Source organism: Burkholderia cenocepacia, assembly GCF_014211915.1.
Taxonomy (GTDB): Bacteria; Pseudomonadota; Gammaproteobacteria; order Burkholderiales; family Burkholderiaceae; genus Burkholderia; species Burkholderia orbicola.
This window is the reverse complement of sequence record NZ_CP060040.1, coordinates 1,581,661-1,601,470: the sequence shown is the minus strand read 5'-3', so window position 1 is coordinate 1,601,470 and position 19,810 is coordinate 1,581,661. Positions and strand designations below refer to the sequence as shown.

Genomic DNA, 19,810 nt, shown 5'->3' with positions numbered 1-19,810 from the left:
CCGCAATGTCGGACACGCCGAACTACAACGAGCCGAGCGGCAGCGCCCAGGAGCGTCTCGATCAGATCGCCAGGCTGGAGGATGGTGAAGCCGCGAAAGCGGCCGAGCAGCCGTTTTACGAGCACCTCAACTACGGGATGCTCGGCGCCGACGCGGGCCTGACCGCCGTCGAGGGAACGGCCGCCGGCCTGGGTGCCGCCGGTACGGCGCTGGCGGGTGGCGCGACCGGCGGGGCAGCACTGGGCGCGGGCGCGATTGCGGCGGGCACCGTCATGCTTCCGCTGGCGATTGCGGTCGGCGGCGCGTGGGCGCTCGACAAGGTTGGCGTGACCGGCTGGCTATCGAAGGAATTCACGCAGGTTGGCGACGCGCTCGGCCTCACGATCGGTCGCGGCGACCCGCACCCCGCCTGCATTGGCGATCGGATTGCGCACTCGTCGGGTTTTATGGGGATTCTCGCCGGTATTGCCGTGGGAGTCGCGATTGGCGTGGCAGTGGCGGCGACCGTGGCAACCGGTGGACTCGCCGGCGCGCTGATTGTCGGCGCGTGCATGGCGGGTGGCCTGACGCTGGGTAGTGCGCTCGCGTCGGCGAGCCAGAGCATGGGCACCAACTGTGGCGAGATCGTCACCGGTTCGAGCAACGTGTACTTCGAAGGCAAGAAAGTGGCGCGTGTCACGGACCTGGTGAAATGCGATCACCATTCCGGCGTGCCGCAGGCACTCGTCGACGGCAGCAAGACCGTGTTCGTCAACGGCCTGCCGCTGGTGCGGATCGGCCACGAAACGCACTGTAGCGGCAAGGTCAATTCGGGGCGCAACAGCATCTGGATCGACAAGACGACTGGACAGTACGGTCCGAAGAACCCGGAACTGTCCGCGACTCAGGAATTCCTGGCGGGTTTGCTCGGCGGGATCGTAGGGGGCGGAGTCGGAAAATTTGCCGGCAAGGGGCTGCGGGGGTTGCGCGAAAAATTCAAGCCCGAGCCCACCCGATCCGCGGAACAGAAGGGCATCAAGGACGAGAACCGGCCGACGTGCAAGGACCCGGTTGATCCTGTGTCCGGAGAAATGCTCGAGATTCGGACGGATCTCGTCATTCCCGGAATCCTGCCTCTCGAGTTCAAGCGACGCTATCGGACTCGATCGGACGACCACGGATTGCTCGGTCACCGCTGGTCGGACAACTGGTCGCAGCAACTGACGTTCGATGGCGGCCGCTTCGTGAGATTCCACGACGGCGCCGGCCTGGTGATCGGCTTTGACGCGCCGGATATGGCGCTCAACGGCATCAACTTGCGCGAGCCGCGTTATCGGCTGGTCGGAAGCCGGCTCGAACCGCGCATCTTCGATCGCGATACGCGGCAACTGCGTATTTTCGCGCCGCTCGTCGATGGGCGTTCGTCTCGCCTCGAACGAATCGAGGACCTCGACGGCAACAAGATCGTTCTTTCCTACGATGTTGCCGGCCGTCTGAGCGGCATGGCCCATAGCGACGGCTATCGGCTCGAGATTGCCTATCCCGGGCACGGCCGGCGGCTGCAACGGATCGTCCTCCATGATGCGGACGGTGGTTCCAGAACGCTTGTGGACTACGACTACCAGAACGGCATGCTTACCCACGTGGCGAGCTTCCAGTTTGGCCAGTTCTACTACGCATACGACGAACACGGCTGGATGACCCAGTGGCGGGATACGGACCAGACCGACGTTCGATATCGGTACGACACCGCTGGTCGTGTAGTCGAAACCGGCACGCAGCAGGGTTATCACACAGGTCGGCTCATCTACGAGGCCGGTCGCACACGGGTGATCGATGTCGACGGAGAATGGACCTATGACTATGACGATGAAGGTCTCGTAACGGCCGAAACCGATCCGCTCGGCCATTGCACTCGCTCCGAATGGGAGCTTGGTCGCCTGATGGCTCGGATCGATCCGCTGGGGCGACGGACGGACTATCGGTACGACGAGCGTGGTCAACTGACTTCGGTCGTCGAAAGCTCGGGGAGGACGGTCGAGTTCGACTATGACGACGAGCAGCGCCTTACCGGCACGCGCTTGCCGAACGGCGGCCGGATCAGGCTCGAGTATGACCATCTGTATCGATTGATTGCTCGCACCGAGCCGGACGGCAACAGAACTGCCTATCGCTACGGCCCCCGAGGCGAACTGCTGCGGGTGGTTCAGGGTGATCGCGAGACGCGCCTGGACTACGATGACCGGTTGCGGCTGACCGACATCGAGTTGCCGACAGGTGCGCGCTTCAGGCGCAGGATAGACGTACTGGGCCGGCTGCTGGAGGAGACGTCGCCCGATGGGCACGTGACGCGTTACGACTATGCTGACGGCCCGGCAAATCCGCGCGGTCTGCTGAGCGCGATCACGCGCCCTGATGGCTCGGTATCGAGGGCGCGATATAACAGCGAGAGCCTGCCCGTCGAGTGGATCGATCCGCTCGGACGTACGATCCGGCGAACCTATGGCCCCTTCGATTTGCTCACGGCGTCGGTCGACGCGGCCGGTCATGCAACGCGTTTCGAGTACGACCATGCCACCCGGCTGACGAAGGTCATCAATGCGCTGGGAGAGACTTACACGTACCGCTACGACGCGGCCGGGCGTCTCGCGGCCGAGATCGACTGGGGCGGCCGCGCGACTCGATATGAGCGCGATGCCGTCGGCCGCCTGCTGGCGAAGACACTGCCCGACGGTGGCCAGTGGCGCTATACGTACGATGCATCCGACCGGCTCATCGAGATCGATGCCGGCGACGTGAAGCTTGCTTACCGCTACGATGCGAGCGGACGACTGGCGTCGGCGGAGGTCCAGGGTGAGCACGTTCACGTGACGCGCTTTGCCTACGACAGGAATGGCCGCTTGATCGGAGAAGATCAGCATGGCGAACTGTTGCGGCATGTCTACGACGCGGACGGCCAGCGGCACCTTCGGCTGACGCCTCGGCGGGAGACGGCCTATGCCTATGATGCATTGGGTGCGCTCACGCAGGTAGCAGGGCTGACGATCCAGCGCGATGGCTTAGGGCGCGAGATCGGGCGGCAGGCGGGGGATTTTGTCGCGCAGCAACAGTACGATGCGCTCGGCCGTATACGCCGGCAGATTGCGGGGCCTGCCGTAGCCTTCGATGCGTTGCAAGCCGATCCGGCCCGGGCGCTCGAGCAATTGACGCGGCAGGTCTATCACTACGACGCAGCCGGACAACTGGAGCGAGTGGACACCGGCGCGGATACGCTCACCTACCAGCGCGATGAGCGCGGCCAGATCATCTGCGCAGAAAGTCTGCTGCAGCCGAGCGAGCACTTCCGCTACGACGCTGTGATGAACATTGCCGCGCACGGGCAACGGGCACCGGTGGATGCCCACCACTATCGCCGCGGAGGTCTGCCGGAACAGGTTGGTTACGCACGCTATCAATACGATGCACGTGGCCGCACGATCGAGAAGACGGTCGAACAGCCGGGGTTCAGGCCGAAAACGTGGCAATACACGTGGGATGGCCTCAATCGGCTCGTGAAGGTCGTTACGCCCGAGCGCGGTGTTTGGGCGTATCGCTATGACGCTTTCAATCGCCGGATCGAGAAGCAGCAAGTCGGCGGCCGCGAAACGGTGAAGTTCCTGTGGGACGGGTCGACGCTGGCCGAGCGCTGGATCGAGCAGCGCGACGGCACGACGGGCCAAGTCGTGACCTGGCATATCGAGCCGGGCAGTTTTTCGCCGCTCGCGCAGGAGACTGACGACGGCCTCTACCCGATCCTGACCGATCAGGTCGGTCTGCCGAAGGCCGTGTTTGACCAATACGGCAAGCCAGTGTGGAAGTCTGCGTATTCGTTGTGGGGCAAACTGCTGCCGGCACGGCGTGCCGCTAATGACGGCCCGTCAGCGATTGACACAACGCTGCGCTTCCCTGGCCAGTGGGTGGACGACGAAACGGAACTCAGTTACAACCTGAATCGGTATTATGATCCGGATTCCGGCGCGTATCTTAGTCAGGATCCGATCGGCCTGCGTGGCGGCACTCGCAACTACGGATACGTCCCGACTCCGACTGACGAGACTGATCCGTTGGGGCTCCAGCGATGTCCGATTCCAGGTATCCGTGAAGGCTTCGCGGAATGGTTTAATAAGTTGACGCCCGACGAGTTTGATGCCTACTGGAAGGACTATCGAGGGACGATTGAGGACAGACTGCGTTGGCCTGGCAAAATGCACGAGTGGTTGCCAGTAAGTCGCGCCCCTACCTTTAAGCGTTGGGGGCTCACTGCAGAAGATATCTGGGGAAATCGAACGCCGACGAAATCCACTGGTGGTATCAACCCTGACTGGATGCACGGAAAGAAAGGATCAGGGACGGCGCACGGCGAAATTATTGATATTGTCGATTCGTCCACGGACTATGCAACATACTTACGGCGTTTGCAGAACTGGGGAAATTATCGGCTCACTAATGGCGTCGACGACCTTCCCGCGGGTCTTCGGCCGCCGACGGAGTAACGAAGAATGGAAAAAGCTAACAAAGTATCAGTCTGGGTTGGGAAGTTCACTGACGATGATGATCTTACGGACTACATCGAGAACGCGTACGACGAGAACGGTGACTCTTTCAATCAATTTCGAGACGATACCGGAATTGATGGATTTGACGATGGCTTCCGCGAGGCGGACATGCTGCAACCGGATCTAAGCCTCCGAGAGAATCTTGTGGGATTTTCTTGGATTGATAGTTTTGCCGACGTGCTGATTCCTCAGCTCGAAGCTATGCGCAGTGCTGATGATAACGGTCTGATCCTGCTTTATAACTTCCAGTACGAGAACGCAGAAAGCGTCCGTCCTGCCTCCCGTGTGCGCTTCGTCGGGACGTTTGATTTTCAGAAGTAGGCTTGGTGGTGTAGTTCAAAACGGCGAGATCGAAGCAAACAGGGCTTACGAATTTACGGACACGCACCGTGCGATGGAGTACCGCCACGCGGAGAGCGCTTGTGTTCACATTCGTGCCCCGTGGAGGGCGGCGAACGACTACCGCGGCACGGCGGCTGAGCTGCCTCACCCCAAAAGCTTCGTGCCGAAGTGAAAGAAAGCCACATACTTTTCGACATGTCGAGTCCGGCGATTCACGGCACGCAGTTGGTAATCGTCGTCGCCCTGAAGGGAGAGGAATTTATATCAAATAGTAGCGCCGTGACGATGCAACTGGCTTGGCGATAGGGTGTTATGTGATGGTAAACAAAATTTTGATTGATATTGATGTGGAGATATCAAGGTCGAATTTCTTTGATTTTTTATCTGCCTTGGACTTCGACGACATGCTTGATAAAAGGGATGCCATCCAGTTTGACGATCTCTGGATGCAGGCATTCGACGATGTCGATGGATTTTTCCTCTCCGCTGGTGACGAGAAATTCTTGAGCTCTGTTAGAGAAAAGGCGTTCAAGCTCTCGTTTCGTGCTTCCGGAAATCTCGACATCGCAGGAAGGGTTTCCGACGACGTCGAACTGATCGCGAAGAGTATGTTGGCTGAGAAAGTGGATAGCTGGCCGGTTAAAGTGCTGTGGGATAGCTATAAAAAGGGTGATTTTCCCTGCTGAACTGAGATGATGGTAGGTCGCGGCAAGATTCTCGACGTCAATGCACAGTAGATAAACGGGGCCGAACGAGGTGAGCTGTGCACTTGTCTTTTTCGTGACGAAAATTTCTCGTGGTATGCGTAGACCAGCCCTAAGCCGCAGCTACCCCAAAACCCCACCTCACCAAGCAATATCGCAAGACGACCGCGACGTCCCCGCACCACCGGTAGCCGTGCACTTCGTCCCCGATCCATTGTCATAAAACGTCCGCGTCTCCGGCTGCGGCACCGACGGATCGAACGGATTTGGCGTCCCGTGCGGACCGCGCGGCGCATCGTACGGCCGCTGGGGCGCATACGCGCTGCCACTTCCAGCCGGCCATGAGCCGTTAGCGCGCAGGTATTCATTCCAGTTTTGCTCGCGCTGCTCATATCCAGGCATTGCGCGGCCAAAACTATCGCTCCCACCCGCGCCAAGCGCGACGCGGTTCGGAGCCGAGACAAAATCGGGTTCGTGTTTAAAAGCAGGCGGCGATGCCACGAGCGCATCGCTCGTCACCCGCAACGGCCGCGTATCCGGTGTATCGAACGGGCTACGTTCGGCAGGCGCAGCGAACTGCACCCGTCGGCGGCTCATACGTGCCGCATACCCGTCATCCCGAGCAGCCGCACGCCGCTCCGAGCGAAACACGTTCGCACCGGCCGACCGATCGGTCAGCGTATCGCGTCCTGAAGCATGGGAAGCAGAAACAGAAAGCGCGCACGCGATCGCGGCGGCGGAAGAGAGGCGGATGGGGCAATTCATGGGCGATCCGAAGCAGGTGATGTGCATTGAACAAAAACGGCAGATCACTGGCTGGCGGCTGAGCGACGAGGGTGCGTCGAAGCGGCCCTGAAGCGACTGCGAGACGCGGTGAACGCGACTTGCAGGGAGGCTGGCTGGATTGCAGAAACGAGTTCGTATTATTTCACTAAAATATCAAAAAGCTTTCAAATTGTTTAGTTTCTCAGATAAACAGTAAGACTTGCCGCCTCATCGAGCGCCCCGTCCTGGTGCGCGCTCACACAATCATCAGTCGATTGATTTCCAGCGACCAAGGTCCTTGGCAACCTAAAAAACGCATCACCGGGGAGTCTCCATCGCCGAACGCCAAGCCCAGCAAGGAACCCGCCCCACCTTCTTGCCAAAATAGCAACCCGATTGCACTCGAGGCAAACGTTCTCGCCACCCCGAGGTTGCGCCTCGATCGCCACCCGCCTATCTCAAAAGACTACGTGTTTTCCCTCGGTCGACAGGCATTTTTGACAGACGATTAAAAAACGCCCATATAATTTCGGTTGCCTTGCCAACGGCTGTCGGACCATCCCTCCGAACGAGCAGTTGGCAAGCGGGGCAGGCGAAACGCTTGCGCAATGCAAGACGCATCACGATGTCTTTCCGAACCAGACGTCCCCTTCGGGGACTGCAAGAGCCGGGCCCCGCTACGCAACATTCCGCTGGAGTTCCGTCTTCTATGTGTCTCGGGCGTGTCCCATGTCCTCGCCCCGGGTGCTGTTCGATTGCGCAAGTCATGCCGCCTTTGCCCGTATGACTAAACAACATCGAGGAGCTCCCAGATGACGCTGTCCCGTCTTACGTCCATTTCCGTCGCCGCCGTGCTGTTCGCCGCCGGCGCCGCCGCCGCGCAAGCGGAAACCGTGAAGATCGCCATCGCTGGTCCGATGAGCGGCTCGGTCGCCCAATACGGCGACATGGTGAAGGCCGGCGCGCTGACCGCGATCGAACAGATCAACGCGGCCGGCGGTGCGGGCGGCAACAAGTTCGAAGTCGTGATGATGGACGACGCGTGCGAACCGAAGCAGGCCGTCGCCGTCGCCAACAAGATCGTCAGCCAGAAAATCAAGTACGTGATCGGTCACGTGTGCTCGGGTTCGACGATTCCCGCGTCGGACATCTACGAGAACGAAGGCATCGTGATGGTCACGCCGTCGGCCACCGCGCCGCAGCTGACGGAAGGCAAGAAGCGCCACTTCATCTTCCGCACGATCGGCCGCGACGACCAGCAAGGCCCGGCCGCCGCGCACTACATCATCAACAACGTGAAGCCGAAGAAGGTCGCGGTCCTGCACGACAAGCAGTCGTACGGCCAGGGCATCGCGTCGTCGGTGAAGAAGGACCTCGAAGCGGCGAAGATCCCGGTCGTGCTGTTCGAAGGCATCAACGCCGGCGATTCGGACTACTCGGCGATCATCACGAAGCTGAAGTCGCAAGGCGTCGATTTCGTCTACTTCGGCGGCTACCACCCGGAAATGGGCCTGCTGATGCGCCAGGCGCGCGAGCAGGGCGTGAAGGCGACCTTCATGGGGCCTGAAGGCGTGGGCAACAAGGACGTGACGGCGATCGCCGGCCCGGCTTCGGAAGGCATGCTCGTGACGCTGCCGGCCGACTTCTCGGCCGATCCGGCCAACGCGGCGCTCGTGAAGGCGTTCGCGGACAAGAAGCGCGACCCGAACGGCCCGTTCCAGATGCCGGCGTACGCCGCGGTGAAGATCATCGCCGACTCGATCGCGGGAGCGAAGACGACCGACCCGACGAAGGTCGCCGCGTACATGCACAAGACGACGTTCGACACGCCGATCGGCAAGGTCGCGTATGACGCACAGGGCGACCTGAAGGCGTTCAAGTTCGTCGTGTACACGTGGCACAAGGACGCGACGAAGACCGCCGCCAAGTAAGACGGAGTACCCGCCCGTGCGCCCGCCCTGTCCGAAACCCGGACGGGGCGGGTGCGTATTGGCCGCGCATTCCCCGTGCGCGGCCAAGGAGGGCGGCCCGAGACGACACCGTGCGTTGCGCGCGGCCGACCGCCGTGATCCGGCGACGGCATGCGACCCAATGCCAACGGGAGCTTCCCGCACATGACTGACTTCTTTCCTCAATTCGCCCAGCAGCTGGTCAACGGCCTGACGCTGGGTGCGATCTATGCGTTGATCGCCATCGGCTATTCGATGGTCTACGGCATCATCGGCATGATCAACTTCGCCCACGGCGAGATCTACATGATCGGTGCGTACGTGGGCCTCGTGACCCTGACGGCCATCGGCATCTCCGCCGGCTATCCGCTGCCGCTCGTGCTCGGCGCCGCGCTGATCGTGTCGGTGATCGTCACCGGCCTGTACGGCTTCGCGGTCGAGCGCGTCGCGTATCGCCCGCTGCGCGGCGGCCCGCGCCTCGTGCCGCTGATCTCCGCGATCGGCATGTCGATCTTCCTGCAGAACTACGTGCAGATCGGCCAGGGGGCGCGCGACGTGTCGGTGCCCGTGCTGATCTCCGGCGCGTTCGAGATCCATCTCGGCGGCGCCTACGACGTGACGATTCCGTATGCGCGCCTGTTGATCGTCTGCGTGACGCTCGTGCTGATGATCGCGCTCACGCTGTTCATCTCGCATTCGCGGATGGGTCGTGCGTGCCGCGCGTGCGCCGAGGACATGAAGATGGCGAACCTGCTCGGCATCGACACGAACCGCGTGATCTCGTTCACGTTCGTGCTCGGCGCGATGCTGGCGGCCGTCGGCGGCGTGCTGATCGGGCTGACGATCGGCAAGCTGAATCCGTATATCGGCTTCGTCGCGGGCATCAAGGCGTTCACCGCCGCGGTGCTCGGCGGGATCGGCAGCATTCCGGGCGCGATGCTCGGCGGCGTGCTGCTGGGCCTGGCCGAAACCTTCGCCGCGGGCTACATGCCGGCCGAGTACAAGGACGTGGTCGCGTTCGGCCTGCTCGTGCTGATCCTGCTCTTCCGCCCGACCGGCCTGCTCGGCAAGTCGGACATCGAAAAGGTTTGAGGGAGACGCAGATGAGTCAAGTCATTTCCGTTCGCCGCCCGGCCGCCGACGCGTCGTTCGGCCAGGCGCTGAAGAACGCCGTGGCCGCCGCGATCCTGACGGCGATCCTCACGATTCCGGTGCTCGGGCTGCAACTGAAGCTCGATGGTTACCAGGTCGTGCTGACGCCGCATTGGCGCCCGGTGTGGATCGCGGTCGCGGCCGTGTTCCTGTTCCAGTTGTTCAAGCCGTGGCTGATGCGCGCGAAAGCAGCCGTGAAGCTGCCGGCGGCGCCGACGATGGGCGCGCAGCAGCAGCGCGTGATCATCTGGGTGCTGCTCGCCGTTGGCCTCGTATGGCCGTTCTTCGGCTCGCGCGGCGCGGTGGACGTCGCGACGCTCGCGCTGATCTACGTGATCCTCGGCCTCGGGCTGAACATCGTGGTCGGTTTCGCGGGGTTGCTGGATCTCGGCTACGTCGGGTTCTACGCGGTCGGCGGCTATACGTACGCGATGCTGAACCAGTATTTCGGGCTGTCGTTCTGGGAGTGCCTGCCGATCGCGGCGATCGCCGCGGCGACGTTCGGCTTCCTGCTCGGCTTCCCGGTGCTGCGCCTGCGCGGCGACTATCTCGCGATCGTCACGCTCGGCTTCGGCGAAATCATCCGTCTGCTCGCGAACAACCTGACGAGCCTCACCGGCGGCCCGGACGGCATCTCGAGCATTCCGAAGCCGACGGTGTTCGGCTTCGAGATGGCGCGCTCGGCGAGCGTCGAAGGCGCGAAGACCTTCCATGAGCTGATCGGGCTGGAGTACAGCGGCGAGCACATGGTGATCTTCCTGTACCTGATCGCGCTGCTGCTGGTGGGCTTCACGCTGTTCGTGACGAGCCGCCTGATCCGCATGCCGATGGGGCGCGCATGGGAAGCGCTGCGCGACGACGAGATCGCATGCCGTTCGCTCGGCCTGAACCCGACGCGCATCAAGCTGTCGGCGTTCACGCTCGGCGCGGCGTTCGCGGGCATCGGCGGCGCGTTCTTCGCGGCGCGTCAGGGCCTCGTCAATCCTGAATCGTTCACCTTCATCGAATCGGCGCTGATCCTCGCGATCGTCGTGCTCGGCGGGATGGGCTCGCAGCTCGGCGTGATTCTCGCGGCGATCCTGCTGACCGTGCTGCCGGAAGTCGCGCGCGGGTTCGCCGAATACCGGATGCTGATCTTCGGTCTGGTGATGGTGTTGATGATGATGTGGCGTCCGCAGGGCCTGCTGCCCGCGAGCCGTCCCCACGTGGAGCTGCCGCAATGAGCGCGAATGCAGAACTGTTGAAGGTGGCCGGGCTGCAGATGCGCTTCGGCGGGTTGCTCGCGGTGGACGGCATCGATTTCGACGTGCGCCGCGACGAGGTGTTCGCGATCATCGGGCCGAACGGCGCGGGCAAGACCACGGTGTTCAACTGCGTCGGCGGCTTCTACAAGCCGACCGGCGGCGACGTGGTGCTCGACGGCCACGCGATCGCCGGGCTGCCGAGCCACAAGATCGCGTTGAAGGGCCTGGTGCGGACGTTCCAGAACATCCGCCTGTTCAAGTCGCTGACGGTGGTCGAGAACCTGCTCGTCGCGCAGCATCGCAAGGTGAAGGCCGGGCTGCTGCATGGCCTGTTCGCGACGCCCGCGTACCGTCACGCCGAGAAGGAAGCGCTCGAGCGCGCGGCCGTGTGGCTCGACCGGATGGGGCTGACGGCGGTCGCCAACCGGCCGGCCGGCACCCTGTCGTACGGGCACCAGCGGCGTCTGGAGATCGCGCGCTGCATGATCACCGAGCCGCGCCTCTTGATGCTGGACGAGCCGGCGGCCGGCCTCAACCCGCAGGAAAAGATCGAGCTGCAGCACCTGATCGACAAGCTGCGCCGTGAATTCGGCGTATCGGTGCTGCTGATCGAACACGACATGAGCCTCGTGATGGGCGTGTCCGACCGCATCCTCGTGATGGAGCACGGCCGGCCGATCGTGATCGGCACGCCGGAAGCGGTCCGCAACGACCCGCGCGTGATCAAGGCGTATCTGGGGAAGAGTGATGCTGAAGCTGGAACAGGTCCATACGCACTACGGCGCGGTCGAAGCGCTCGCGGGCGTGTCGATCGAGGTGAACAAGGGCGAGATCGTCACGCTGATCGGCAGCAACGGCGCCGGCAAGACGACGCTGATGATGACCGTGTGCGGCACGCCGCGCGCGTCGTCGGGCCGCGTGCTGTTCGAGGGCAACGACATCACCGCGATGTCGACGCACCAGATCATGCGGCAGGGAATGGCGATCTCGCCGGAAGGGCGGCGCGTGTTCCCGAGCCTGACGGTGCTCGAGAACCTGAAGATGGGCGGCTTCTTCGCGAGCCGTCACGAAATCGACGACGGCATCGAGCACGTGTTCAAGCTGTTTCCGCGCTTGAAGGAGCGCGCGACGCAGCGGGCCGGCACGATGTCGGGCGGCGAGCAGCAGATGCTGGCGATCGGCCGTGCGCTGATGAGCAAGCCGCGCTTGCTGCTGCTCGACGAACCGACGCTCGGCCTCGCGCCGCTCGTGATCGCGCAGATCTTCGACATCATCCGCACGATCCGCGACGAAGGCGTCACGGTGTTCCTCGTCGAGCAGAACGCGAACAAGGCGCTCGGCGTGGCCGATCGCGGCTACGTGCTCGAAACGGGGCGCGTGGTGCTGGCCGACACGGGCGCGAACCTGCTCGCGAACGACCGCATCAAGCAGGCGTATCTCGGCGGTTGATCGACGGGAAGCCGCCGGCCTGCAACGGGCCGGCGGCAGCTTTTCCGGTGGTTCGTTTCTGCTTGCAAGGCCGGCTTCACGGCCTTGTCTTCCCTATCCGATCCTGAACGTGCTTTTCAATACGTCGCGCAGATGCAGCGCGGCGCGATTGCTGTCGTCCGTCAGCACCGTGATCAGGTGCGGCGGCAGGTCGGGCAGCACGATGCCGGCGACGTGGCTCGTCAGGTTGCCCGACACGCGATCGTGCTCGATCAGGCCGACCGCGAGCCCGTTCGCGATACACGCTTCGACCGCCGGCGAACTGGCGCTTTCGAGCAGCATCCGGTGCGCGATCTTCGCCTTCTTCAGCGCATTCAGCGCGGTATCGCGGTATGGGCAGCCCTGCAGCTGCACCGCGATCGGCAGCGGTGCATCGGGATTGAACTTGAAGGTGCGCGCGGCGACCCACACCGGATGGGTCTTGCTGAGCAGCTCGGCGTGCGGCAGCGCTTTCGGCACCACGGCGATCGTGATGTCGAGCTGGCCGCGCGCGAACAGCAGCTGCAACTCTTCGCTGGAGCGTGCTTCGACCGTCAGTTCGAGCAGTGGCCGGTCGGCGGCGAAGCGCGGCAGGAATTCCGCCATGAAGTGCGCCGCGTAGGAATCGGGGATGCCGAGCCGCAACTTGCCGGTCAGCATCTGCGGCGACAGCGATTCGACGAGCCGGTCGTGGCTCAACAGAAACTCGGTGGTGTCGCTCAGCAGCTTGTGGCCGAACTGCGTGAGTTCGACCGCCTGGTTGTTTCGCGTAAACAGCCGCTGCGCGACCATCTCTTCCAGCTTCTGAATCTGCGCGGTGACGGACGACGGGCTGCGGTTCACATGAACGGCCGCATCCTTGAAGCGGCCGAGCTTCGCGACGGCGTGGAAGGTACGCAGCAGGTCGACGTCCAGGGTGCGCGGCATGATTTGGTTTTTCCGAATCAGTGATTCAGGTAATGTCGATTGACGGAATTATTGGGCATCCCTATTCTCGGGTCAACAGGCAGACAACGGCAGGCAGCCGGTCGGGCGTTGCACGCATCCGGGGAACGATTCATGTCGATCAATGATTTTGTCGTAGATGCATTGGTGCGGGACAGGAAGCTGAAGGCGGAGTCGGTATGGACGGTCGAGAATCACGAAAAATATTCGACGTTGCATCGCACTGGCGATGACGCGCGGCGACGGGAAGCGGGGCGCGAAGTCTTTTCGCTGATGCGCAACCTGAACGAGCTGGGCGTGCGAAGCCCGGCGCTGTGCGCGGATCGCGACGGCAAGGGTTCGCTGCGCGAAGCGATCGGCGCATTGAGCGAGCGGCTCGCGACGTTGTCGCGCGGCCGCTATGTCCATTACATCGAGCTGGGGCCCGAGCCGGTCAAGACGACCGAGCTGATGAAAGCGGTCAGCGGCGGCGGGCCGGATCATCTGCGTTACACGGCCGTCGACATCAACGAGTCGTCGGAAGACGCGATGCGGCACGCGATCATGCCGTTCCTGAAAACGCCCGGCTGTTTCAACTACATCGCCGACGATTACCGGAACGTGCAGTGGAACCATATCGACCTGGGCCAGGACGTGACGTTCATCACGATGCTCGGGTTCCAGGAAGGCAACGAGTTGCCGGTGACGATCGGCCGGCTGATTCGCAATCTCGGCGGCAAGTCGACTTACGTCGTGTCGGAGATGCAGTTGCTCGTGGAAGGGCGCGAAGAGCCCATCTACGACTTCTACCAGAACGAGAACATGGTGCGGTTCTCCGAAATCGTCAGCCGGCAGCAGGGCTTCGAGCCGCTCGGCAAGCACCATGTCTCGATCGTGCGGCTCAATCTGCTCGGCGACCAGTTCCATGTGGCGGTCACGCTGCAGCCGGTGTCGAAGGCGGGGGCCGACGGGCATCTGATCACCAACGTCTGCCTGAAATACACGCCGGAGCAATTCCGCCACGTCCGCCTGAGCCACGGCAATTGCCGCGTGATCGACGAATTGCACAGCGGGGACGGCAGCGTCGTGTACCAGATTGCGCAGTACAAGGGCTGAATGGCGAAACGTCGACAGCGAGGCACGCGATGGACAAGGGACATGCATTGCCGGTATTTGCGCGCGGGTTCGGCCGGGTGACGCTGGCGCTGCGGACGTCGCTGTCCGTCGGCGCGAACGTCGGCGGCACGCTCGACGCGTCGGCGGAACCGATGCGCTGGAGCGGCGCGTGCCTGCGCGACGGCTACGAGGTGCGCTACCGCCGCAACCTCGACGATCTCGGTTATCGCGACGTGCCGATGCGCGGCACGCGCTCGGATGCGCTGAATGCGGTGTGTCACCTGCGCGGGTTGTTTTCCGACGAAGCGGTCGACGCGCTGCGCGAGATCGGCCGCGTGCTGGAACGCAGCGCGTCGAGCAGCAACTGGATCATCTCGAAGCGCGTGCGTGCGGTGACGAACCGCTCGCGCTTCATCGACGACATGATGCACGATCGCGCATTCCTGCTGCGGGTGTCGCGTCTCGCCGGTGTGCCGTTGATCCCGTATCCGATGGCCAATGCGCGCTCGCAGTTCAACTACTACTATCCGACGGGTCAGCGCGACGGCAAGGCGCAACTCGGCATGTGGCACACCGACGGCACCAGCTTCGTGCTGAACATCGTGCTGTCGGATCGCGCCGATTACGCCGGCGGCAACTTTCTGTTCTACGAATCGAGGGCGGAGGCGTTCGATCGCCACGGTCCCGAGCGCCGGCACGTGAGGACCGCGAATCTGGACGTCGCGGGCGATGCGCTGCTGATCTACGGCAGCAAGCTGTTTCATGGCGTCGAACCGGTCGAGGCCGGCCGTCGCATGTCGCTGGTGCTGTCGTTTCATTGCCCCTACACGCGCGAGGACGACAACGGGTTCTGGCATCTCGCGTCGGACGACGGCATTGCGCGCACCGTCGTGAACTGGCTGGCGCTGCGGCGTGCCCTCAGGGACGACGCCGAGCTGCAGTACCGCCGCCTGGGGATCGAACCGATCCGGCCGGACGATCTGGGCGACCAGCGCCTGGCTCCGGCCACTTTCTGAGAACCGTCGCGCCATGCAGCTTTTCCTGCTTCAACTCGTTTTCGTCCTGTCGTGGAGTTCCGGGTTCATCGGCGCCAAGCTCGGCGCGGAGACGGCCGGCGCGTTCAACCTGCTGTTCTGGCGGTTCCTGCTCGTCACGCTGTGCCTCGCGATCGTCCTCAATCGGCAGCTCGGGCGCCTGACGCTCGAGAAAATCCGCTATCACGCGGTGATCGGCTTCCTGTCGCAATTCCTCTATCTGGCCTGCGTGTACGTCGCGATCCAGCATGGCCTGCCGCCGGGCATCGCCGCGATCGTCGCGGCGTTGCAGCCGCTCATCACGGCGGCGATGACGTCGTTCGGCGGCAGCGAGCGCAGCGGGGCGCGCCAGTGGGCCGGGCTCGTCGTCGGGTTCGTCGGCGTGGGCATCGTGATCGGCGGCCAATATGCGCTGCCGGCCGGGTCGGTCGGGATCGTCATGTACCTGCTGCCGCTGGTGTCCGCGTTCGGGCTGTCGATCGCGACGATCTATCAGCGCCGCCGCGCGCTGACGGCCGCGCGCAGCAACGAGGACGGGCTGTTCCTGCCGCTGTTCGTGCAGGGTGGCGTGAGCCTCGTGCTGTTCGCGGCGTGCGGGATCGTCACCGGCGACCTGCACGTGCCGACGCAGCCGAACGTGTGGGTATCGGTCGTGTGGCTGACGGTGTTCTCGACCTTCATCGCTTACCTGTCGCTGTGGGCGCTGCTCAAGCGCATGCCGGCGACGCGCGTGGCGACGCTCGTCTATCTCGAACCGCCGGTGACGCTGCTATGGGCCGCGTGGATGTTCGGCGACCGGATCGCGGTGACGACCTACGTCGGCATCGTCGTGGTCGCGATCGGCGTCTGGCTGGCCGGCAAGCCCGGCGCGCGGCCCGCGCGGCCGCGCTGCGCGGACCTGGAGACGGCCGGCCGCTGACGCACTGGTTGCGCGCGCGATTCCGGTGTAGCTTCGCGAGACTGCCCGACTCGTGAAGGAACCCGATGAAAGTCAAACGGATCGTCGCCAACGTCGACACGCGCTCGATCGACGACGCAAAGCGCTTCTATCAACGGATCTTCGGTCTCGACCTGCTGATGGACCACGGCTGGATCGCGACCTACGGCAACGCCGAGCAGATGGACGTGCAGATCAGCTTCGCGTCGCAGGGCGGATCGGGCACGTCGACGCCCGATCTGTCGATCGAGGTCGACGATGTCGATGAAGCGCTCGCGCGGGTCCGGGCGGCCGGCATTTCGGTCGAATACGGGCCGGCCGACGAGCCGTGGGGCGTGCGGCGGTTTTACGTGCGCGACCCGTTCGGCAAGCTCGTCAACGTGCTCGCGCATCGCTGACCGGCGACGGCGAACCGGGCACACCGGCGTTCACGCATGCAACGCCAGCCCTTTCACCGCCTTGTCGACGGCCTTCTTCGGCCCGTGCAACGCCAGGCCGACCAGATCCGGATTGTCCGCATCCTCGGCGCGAAACGCCGCGCGGTTGGCCGCATCGTGCCCGGTCGAAAACATCGTGCGCACGTAGGGCACGATCGTCAGTTCGCGCGACAGCGCCTGCCGATGCGCGGCCTGCAATCCGGTCAGATCGGCCGCGAACACCAGTATCGGCTGGCCCAGCATCCGGCCGTAGCGGCGCCCGGCCGCATCCTCGTAAGGCTCGCCCAGTGCGTCCGGCGCACCGGCCGCGACGCCCGTCGCGAGAAACGCGACCACGTTGAGTTTTTGCCACGCGGCGAGATCGTCGCGCACGATCAGCGCTACTTTGGTATCGAACATGCTTGCTCCTGGTTGGAGCGCCCATGATCGGACCTCGTGCGCGATCAGTCTGGAACGTTTGTGCAGAGTTGCCGGTACGCGGCCGGCGTGATCCGGTACGCGCGGCGGAACCAGCGGCCGAGATGGCTCTGGTCGGCGAAGCCGACGTCGGCGGCCGCCTGTGCGGGCGTGCGGCCGGCAGCCAGCAGCTTGCGCGCGGCGCGCAGCCGCAAGCGCACGAGGTACGCGTGCGGCGACGTGCCGAACGCACGCTGGAACATCCGCGTCAGCCGGAACCGGTCGATGCCGGCGACGCGCGCGAGTTCGTCGAGGCCGAGGTTGCCGTCCATGTGTTCGTGCAGCAGGTCGCGTACGCGCGCGATGGCGGGCGGCACGACGCCGCTTTCCAGTGCGAGCGGGCCGCCCAGTTGACTGCCGAGCCGTATCAGCAGGCGGTCGAGCGTCTGGTCGCGCGCGAGCCGGCCTTCGTTGTCGTGGATCGCGAAGAACGCGTTGCGGATCGCATCGACGAGGCCGCGATCGTCGACGAGCGTATGGCCGAACGTGGCTTCGACGCTGCCGAGGCCCGGCAGGTCGAGCCGGCGCGCGGCGCGCTCGACCCACGCTTGCGGCAGGTACAGCATCCCGTACGTGAAGCCGCCGGCTTCGGGTGCATGGCCGTCGTGCATCGCGCCCGGCTCGATCAGGATCGCGCGGCCCGGTACGCTGGTGTGCAGCGAGCGGTGGCACTGAAAGCGCTGCACGCCCTGTTCGGTGAAGCCGACCAGCATGTCGTCGTGATCGTGCGCATCGTACGCATGGCCGTTGAAATGCGCGTGCAGGCTTTCGATGCCGGTTTCCGCGTCGCGGCGCGCGACGAGCCAGTGGTCGGTCGTGCCGACTGCCTTGGCGTCGGTCGTCATCGGGGGCCTCGAACGTCGTCGTGGCGTGACGGAACGGGGTTGCGGGTGGCGGAACAGGGAGGACGGGTGCGGGTCATGATTCGCTCACCATCGCTTGTTCGTCGCGCGCATATTGCGCGGGCGGCCGGCCGACGTGCCGCGCGAACGCGACGCTGAAGGTGCTCGCCGAGCTGTAGCCGACGCGCGCCGCGATCTCCGCGATGCGGCCTTCGTTGCGGCGGAGCAGATCCTTCGCGAGCGCCATGCGCCATGTCAGCAGGTATTCCATCGGCGCGACGCCGACCGCGCGGCTGAAGCGTTCGAAGAACGTCGAGCGCGACAGCGCGGCTTCCTTCGCGAGTTCGACGATCGTCCACGGATGGGCGGGGCGTTCGTGCATCCGGCGGAGCGCGGCCGCGAGGCGGCTGTCGGCGAGCCCGCGCACGAGGCCGGGCGATGCATGCGTGCCGGTCGTGAACCGCATCGCCTCGATCAGCAGCACTTCCAGCAGGCGCGCCAGCACGATCTCGCGGGCCGGCCGCTGCGCGCGCGATTCGTCGCGCACCAGCTGCACGAGCGTGGTCAGCCGCGGCTCGCCGCGTACGTGCACGAAGCGCGGCAGCAACGACACCAGCAGCGCCGCGTCGGGCGAACCGAAGCTGCAGTTGCCGGCCATCATTCGCGTGTCGACAGGATTGGCCGGATCGCCGATCCGGTATTCGCCGTGGTCGAGCATGACGGGCGGCGCAGTGTCGACGCCCGGCGGCGGTGGTTCGAGGCTCGACATCGCCACGCCGTAGGCCGCCGGAATCAGCATGAAATCGCCGGCCAGCAGCTCGATCGGCGCGTGCCCGTCGATCGCGACCCGGCACCCGCCGTCGAGGACCGCGCAATAGAACGGCTCGCCGGCGACCGTGCGATTGATCGCCCACGGGCTCGCGCCGCGCACGTACTTGGCGTGCCGCGCGCCGGGTTGCAGCAGCGTCACGACTTCTGTCAGCGGGTCGCTCATTGCCGGACTCTCGCAAAAGAAAAGCGGATTGTCGATTGTAGCGAATACGGTTCCGGCCATCTATCGTACGGACACATGCTCAACACACCCGAGGAGTTCGCATGAAGACCGTACTGATTACCGGCTGTTCCTCCGGCTTCGGCCTCGAAATCGCGCGCCATTTCCTGGCGCGCGACTGGCAGGTCGTCGCGACGATGCGCCAGCCGAACGACGACGTGCTTCCGCCGTCGGAGCGCTTGCGCGTGCTGCCGCTGGACGTGACGAACGCGGACAGCATTCGCGCCGCGATCGACGCCGCCGGCCCGATCGACGTGCTCGTCAACAACGCGGGCTTCGGCGCGGCCGCACCGGCCGAACTCATGCCGCTCGACACGGTGCGCGCGTTGTTCGACACCAACACGATCGGCACGATCGCGGTGACGCAGGCCGTGCTGCCGCAGTTTCGCGCGCGCGGGCCGGCGTGGTCGTGAACGTCACGTCGAGCGTCACGCTGAAAGCGCTGCCGCTGGTCAGCGCGTATCGCGCGAGCAAGGCGGCAGTCAATGCCTATACCGAATCGATGGCGGCCGAGCTCGAACCGTTCGGCGTGCGCGCGCATCTCGTGCTGCCGGGCCGCGCGCCCGACACGCGATTCTCCGACAACGCACGAGCCAACATGCACGGCTTCGAGCACGAAGCGTATGCGGATTTCGTCGGCAAGGCCGTCGCGCGGATGCTCGATGCGTCGGGGCCGATCACCCATGCGCAGGACGTCGCCGAAGCCGTGTGGCGCGCGGCGACCGATCCGTCCAGCCCGATGCGCATGCCGGCCGGCGCCGATGCGCAGGCGTGGGCGGCGGAAGCGGGTTGATCGAGCGTCAATCCGTCGCGCCG

Annotated in this window: 16 protein-coding genes and 2 pseudogenes; 13 read left to right on the top strand and 5 right to left on the bottom strand. The window is 64.3% G+C overall.

The genetic code is table 11. The annotated features are described in order from the left end of the window. Positions 1-5: 5 nt before the first annotated feature. From SY91_RS23625 to SY91_RS23615, 3 genes are all read left to right on the top strand, one after another. Positions 6-4,511, top strand: a complete 4,506-nt coding sequence (locus tag SY91_RS23625; protein ID WP_023475660.1) for a DUF6531 domain-containing protein — start codon at positions 6-8, stop codon at positions 4,509-4,511. A 6-nt stretch (positions 4,512-4,517) separates the two neighbouring features. Continuing rightward, positions 4,518-4,895, top strand: coding sequence for an immunity 22 family protein (locus SY91_RS23620; RefSeq protein ID WP_034175188.1), 378 nt, complete (start codon positions 4,518-4,520; stop codon positions 4,893-4,895). 338 nt (positions 4,896-5,233) lie between these two features. After that, positions 5,234-5,602, top strand: a complete 369-nt coding sequence (locus SY91_RS23615) for a hypothetical protein (RefSeq protein ID WP_034175387.1) — start codon at positions 5,234-5,236, stop codon at positions 5,600-5,602. Between the two features lie 159 nt (positions 5,603-5,761). On the opposite strand, the gene SY91_RS23610 is transcribed toward SY91_RS23615, so the two are convergent. Further along, positions 5,762-6,412 carry a hypothetical protein gene (locus tag SY91_RS23610; protein WP_185921179.1) on the bottom strand — a complete coding sequence of 217 codons (651 nt, stop codon included), beginning with the start codon at positions 6,410-6,412 and terminating at the stop codon, positions 5,762-5,764. A 785-nt stretch (positions 6,413-7,197) separates the two neighbouring features. On the opposite strand from SY91_RS23610, the gene SY91_RS23605 reads away from it, so the two are divergent. From SY91_RS23605 to SY91_RS23585, 5 genes and pseudogenes are all read left to right on the top strand, one after another. Continuing rightward, a complete protein-coding gene (locus SY91_RS23605; protein ID WP_006480712.1) occupies positions 7,198-8,316 on the top strand; it encodes a branched-chain amino acid ABC transporter substrate-binding protein in 1,119 nt (372 codons plus the stop codon). 183 nt (positions 8,317-8,499) lie between these two features. Next, entirely contained in the window at positions 8,500-9,426 is a 927-nt protein-coding gene (livH, locus tag SY91_RS23600; protein WP_023475663.1) for a high-affinity branched-chain amino acid ABC transporter permease LivH, read from the top strand. An 11-nt stretch (positions 9,427-9,437) separates the two neighbouring features. Continuing rightward, positions 9,438-10,709, top strand: coding sequence for a high-affinity branched-chain amino acid ABC transporter permease LivM (locus tag SY91_RS23595; RefSeq protein WP_006480714.1), 1,272 nt, complete (start codon positions 9,438-9,440; stop codon positions 10,707-10,709). Then, positions 10,706-11,473 (top strand): annotated as a pseudogene (gene livG / locus SY91_RS23590) (high-affinity branched-chain amino acid ABC transporter ATP-binding protein LivG); the annotation flags it as partial. The gene SY91_RS23595 and the pseudogene livG, both read left to right, overlap by 4 nt. Positions 11,474-11,477: 4 nt before the next feature. Then, positions 11,478-12,179 carry an ABC transporter ATP-binding protein gene (locus tag SY91_RS23585; RefSeq protein WP_011694813.1) on the top strand — a complete coding sequence of 234 codons (702 nt, stop codon included), beginning with the start codon at positions 11,478-11,480 and terminating at the stop codon, positions 12,177-12,179. Positions 12,180-12,272: 93 nt separating this feature from the next. Here the strand turns inward: SY91_RS23585 and SY91_RS23580 are convergent, their stop codons facing one another. Then, positions 12,273-13,124, bottom strand: a complete 852-nt coding sequence (locus SY91_RS23580; RefSeq protein WP_006480717.1) for a LysR substrate-binding domain-containing protein — start codon at positions 13,122-13,124, stop codon at positions 12,273-12,275. A 132-nt stretch (positions 13,125-13,256) separates the two neighbouring features. On the opposite strand from SY91_RS23580, the gene SY91_RS23575 reads away from it, so the two are divergent. From SY91_RS23575 to SY91_RS23560, 4 genes are all read left to right on the top strand, one after another. Further along, positions 13,257-14,237 (top strand): hypothetical protein, encoded by a 981-nt coding sequence (locus SY91_RS23575; RefSeq protein WP_023475664.1) that lies wholly within the window; start codon positions 13,257-13,259, stop codon positions 14,235-14,237. A gap of 29 nt (positions 14,238-14,266) precedes the next feature. After that, the gene (locus tag SY91_RS23570; protein WP_023475665.1) at positions 14,267-15,253 is read left to right on the top strand and encodes a 2OG-Fe(II) oxygenase; all 987 of its coding nucleotides are present in this window, start codon (positions 14,267-14,269) and stop codon (positions 15,251-15,253) included. A 13-nt stretch (positions 15,254-15,266) separates the two neighbouring features. Next, the gene (locus tag SY91_RS23565; protein WP_023475666.1) at positions 15,267-16,190 is read left to right on the top strand and encodes a DMT family transporter; all 924 of its coding nucleotides are present in this window, start codon (positions 15,267-15,269) and stop codon (positions 16,188-16,190) included. A gap of 65 nt (positions 16,191-16,255) precedes the next feature. Beyond that, positions 16,256-16,606, top strand: coding sequence for a VOC family protein (locus tag SY91_RS23560; protein WP_006480721.1), 351 nt, complete (start codon positions 16,256-16,258; stop codon positions 16,604-16,606). A 30-nt stretch (positions 16,607-16,636) separates the two neighbouring features. On the opposite strand, the gene SY91_RS23555 is transcribed toward SY91_RS23560, so the two are convergent. The 3 genes from SY91_RS23555 to SY91_RS23545 all read right to left on the bottom strand — a co-directional run bounded on the left by SY91_RS23555 (position 16,637) and on the right by SY91_RS23545 (position 18,997). Then, the gene (locus tag SY91_RS23555) at positions 16,637-17,044 is read right to left on the bottom strand and encodes a DUF2000 family protein (RefSeq protein ID WP_023475667.1); all 408 of its coding nucleotides are present in this window, start codon (positions 17,042-17,044) and stop codon (positions 16,637-16,639) included. A 44-nt stretch (positions 17,045-17,088) separates the two neighbouring features. Then, complete coding sequence (locus SY91_RS23550; RefSeq protein ID WP_023475668.1) at positions 17,089-17,946, bottom strand: AraC family transcriptional regulator; 858 nt, start codon at positions 17,944-17,946, stop codon at positions 17,089-17,091. Positions 17,947-18,019: 73 nt separating this feature from the next. Then, positions 18,020-18,997, bottom strand: coding sequence for an AraC family transcriptional regulator (locus SY91_RS23545; protein ID WP_023475669.1), 978 nt, complete (start codon positions 18,995-18,997; stop codon positions 18,020-18,022). Positions 18,998-19,038: 41 nt separating this feature from the next. Here SY91_RS23545 and SY91_RS23540 point away from each other — a divergent pair. Then, positions 19,039-19,787 (top strand): annotated as a pseudogene (locus tag SY91_RS23540) (SDR family oxidoreductase). Positions 19,788-19,810 lie beyond the last annotated feature (23 nt).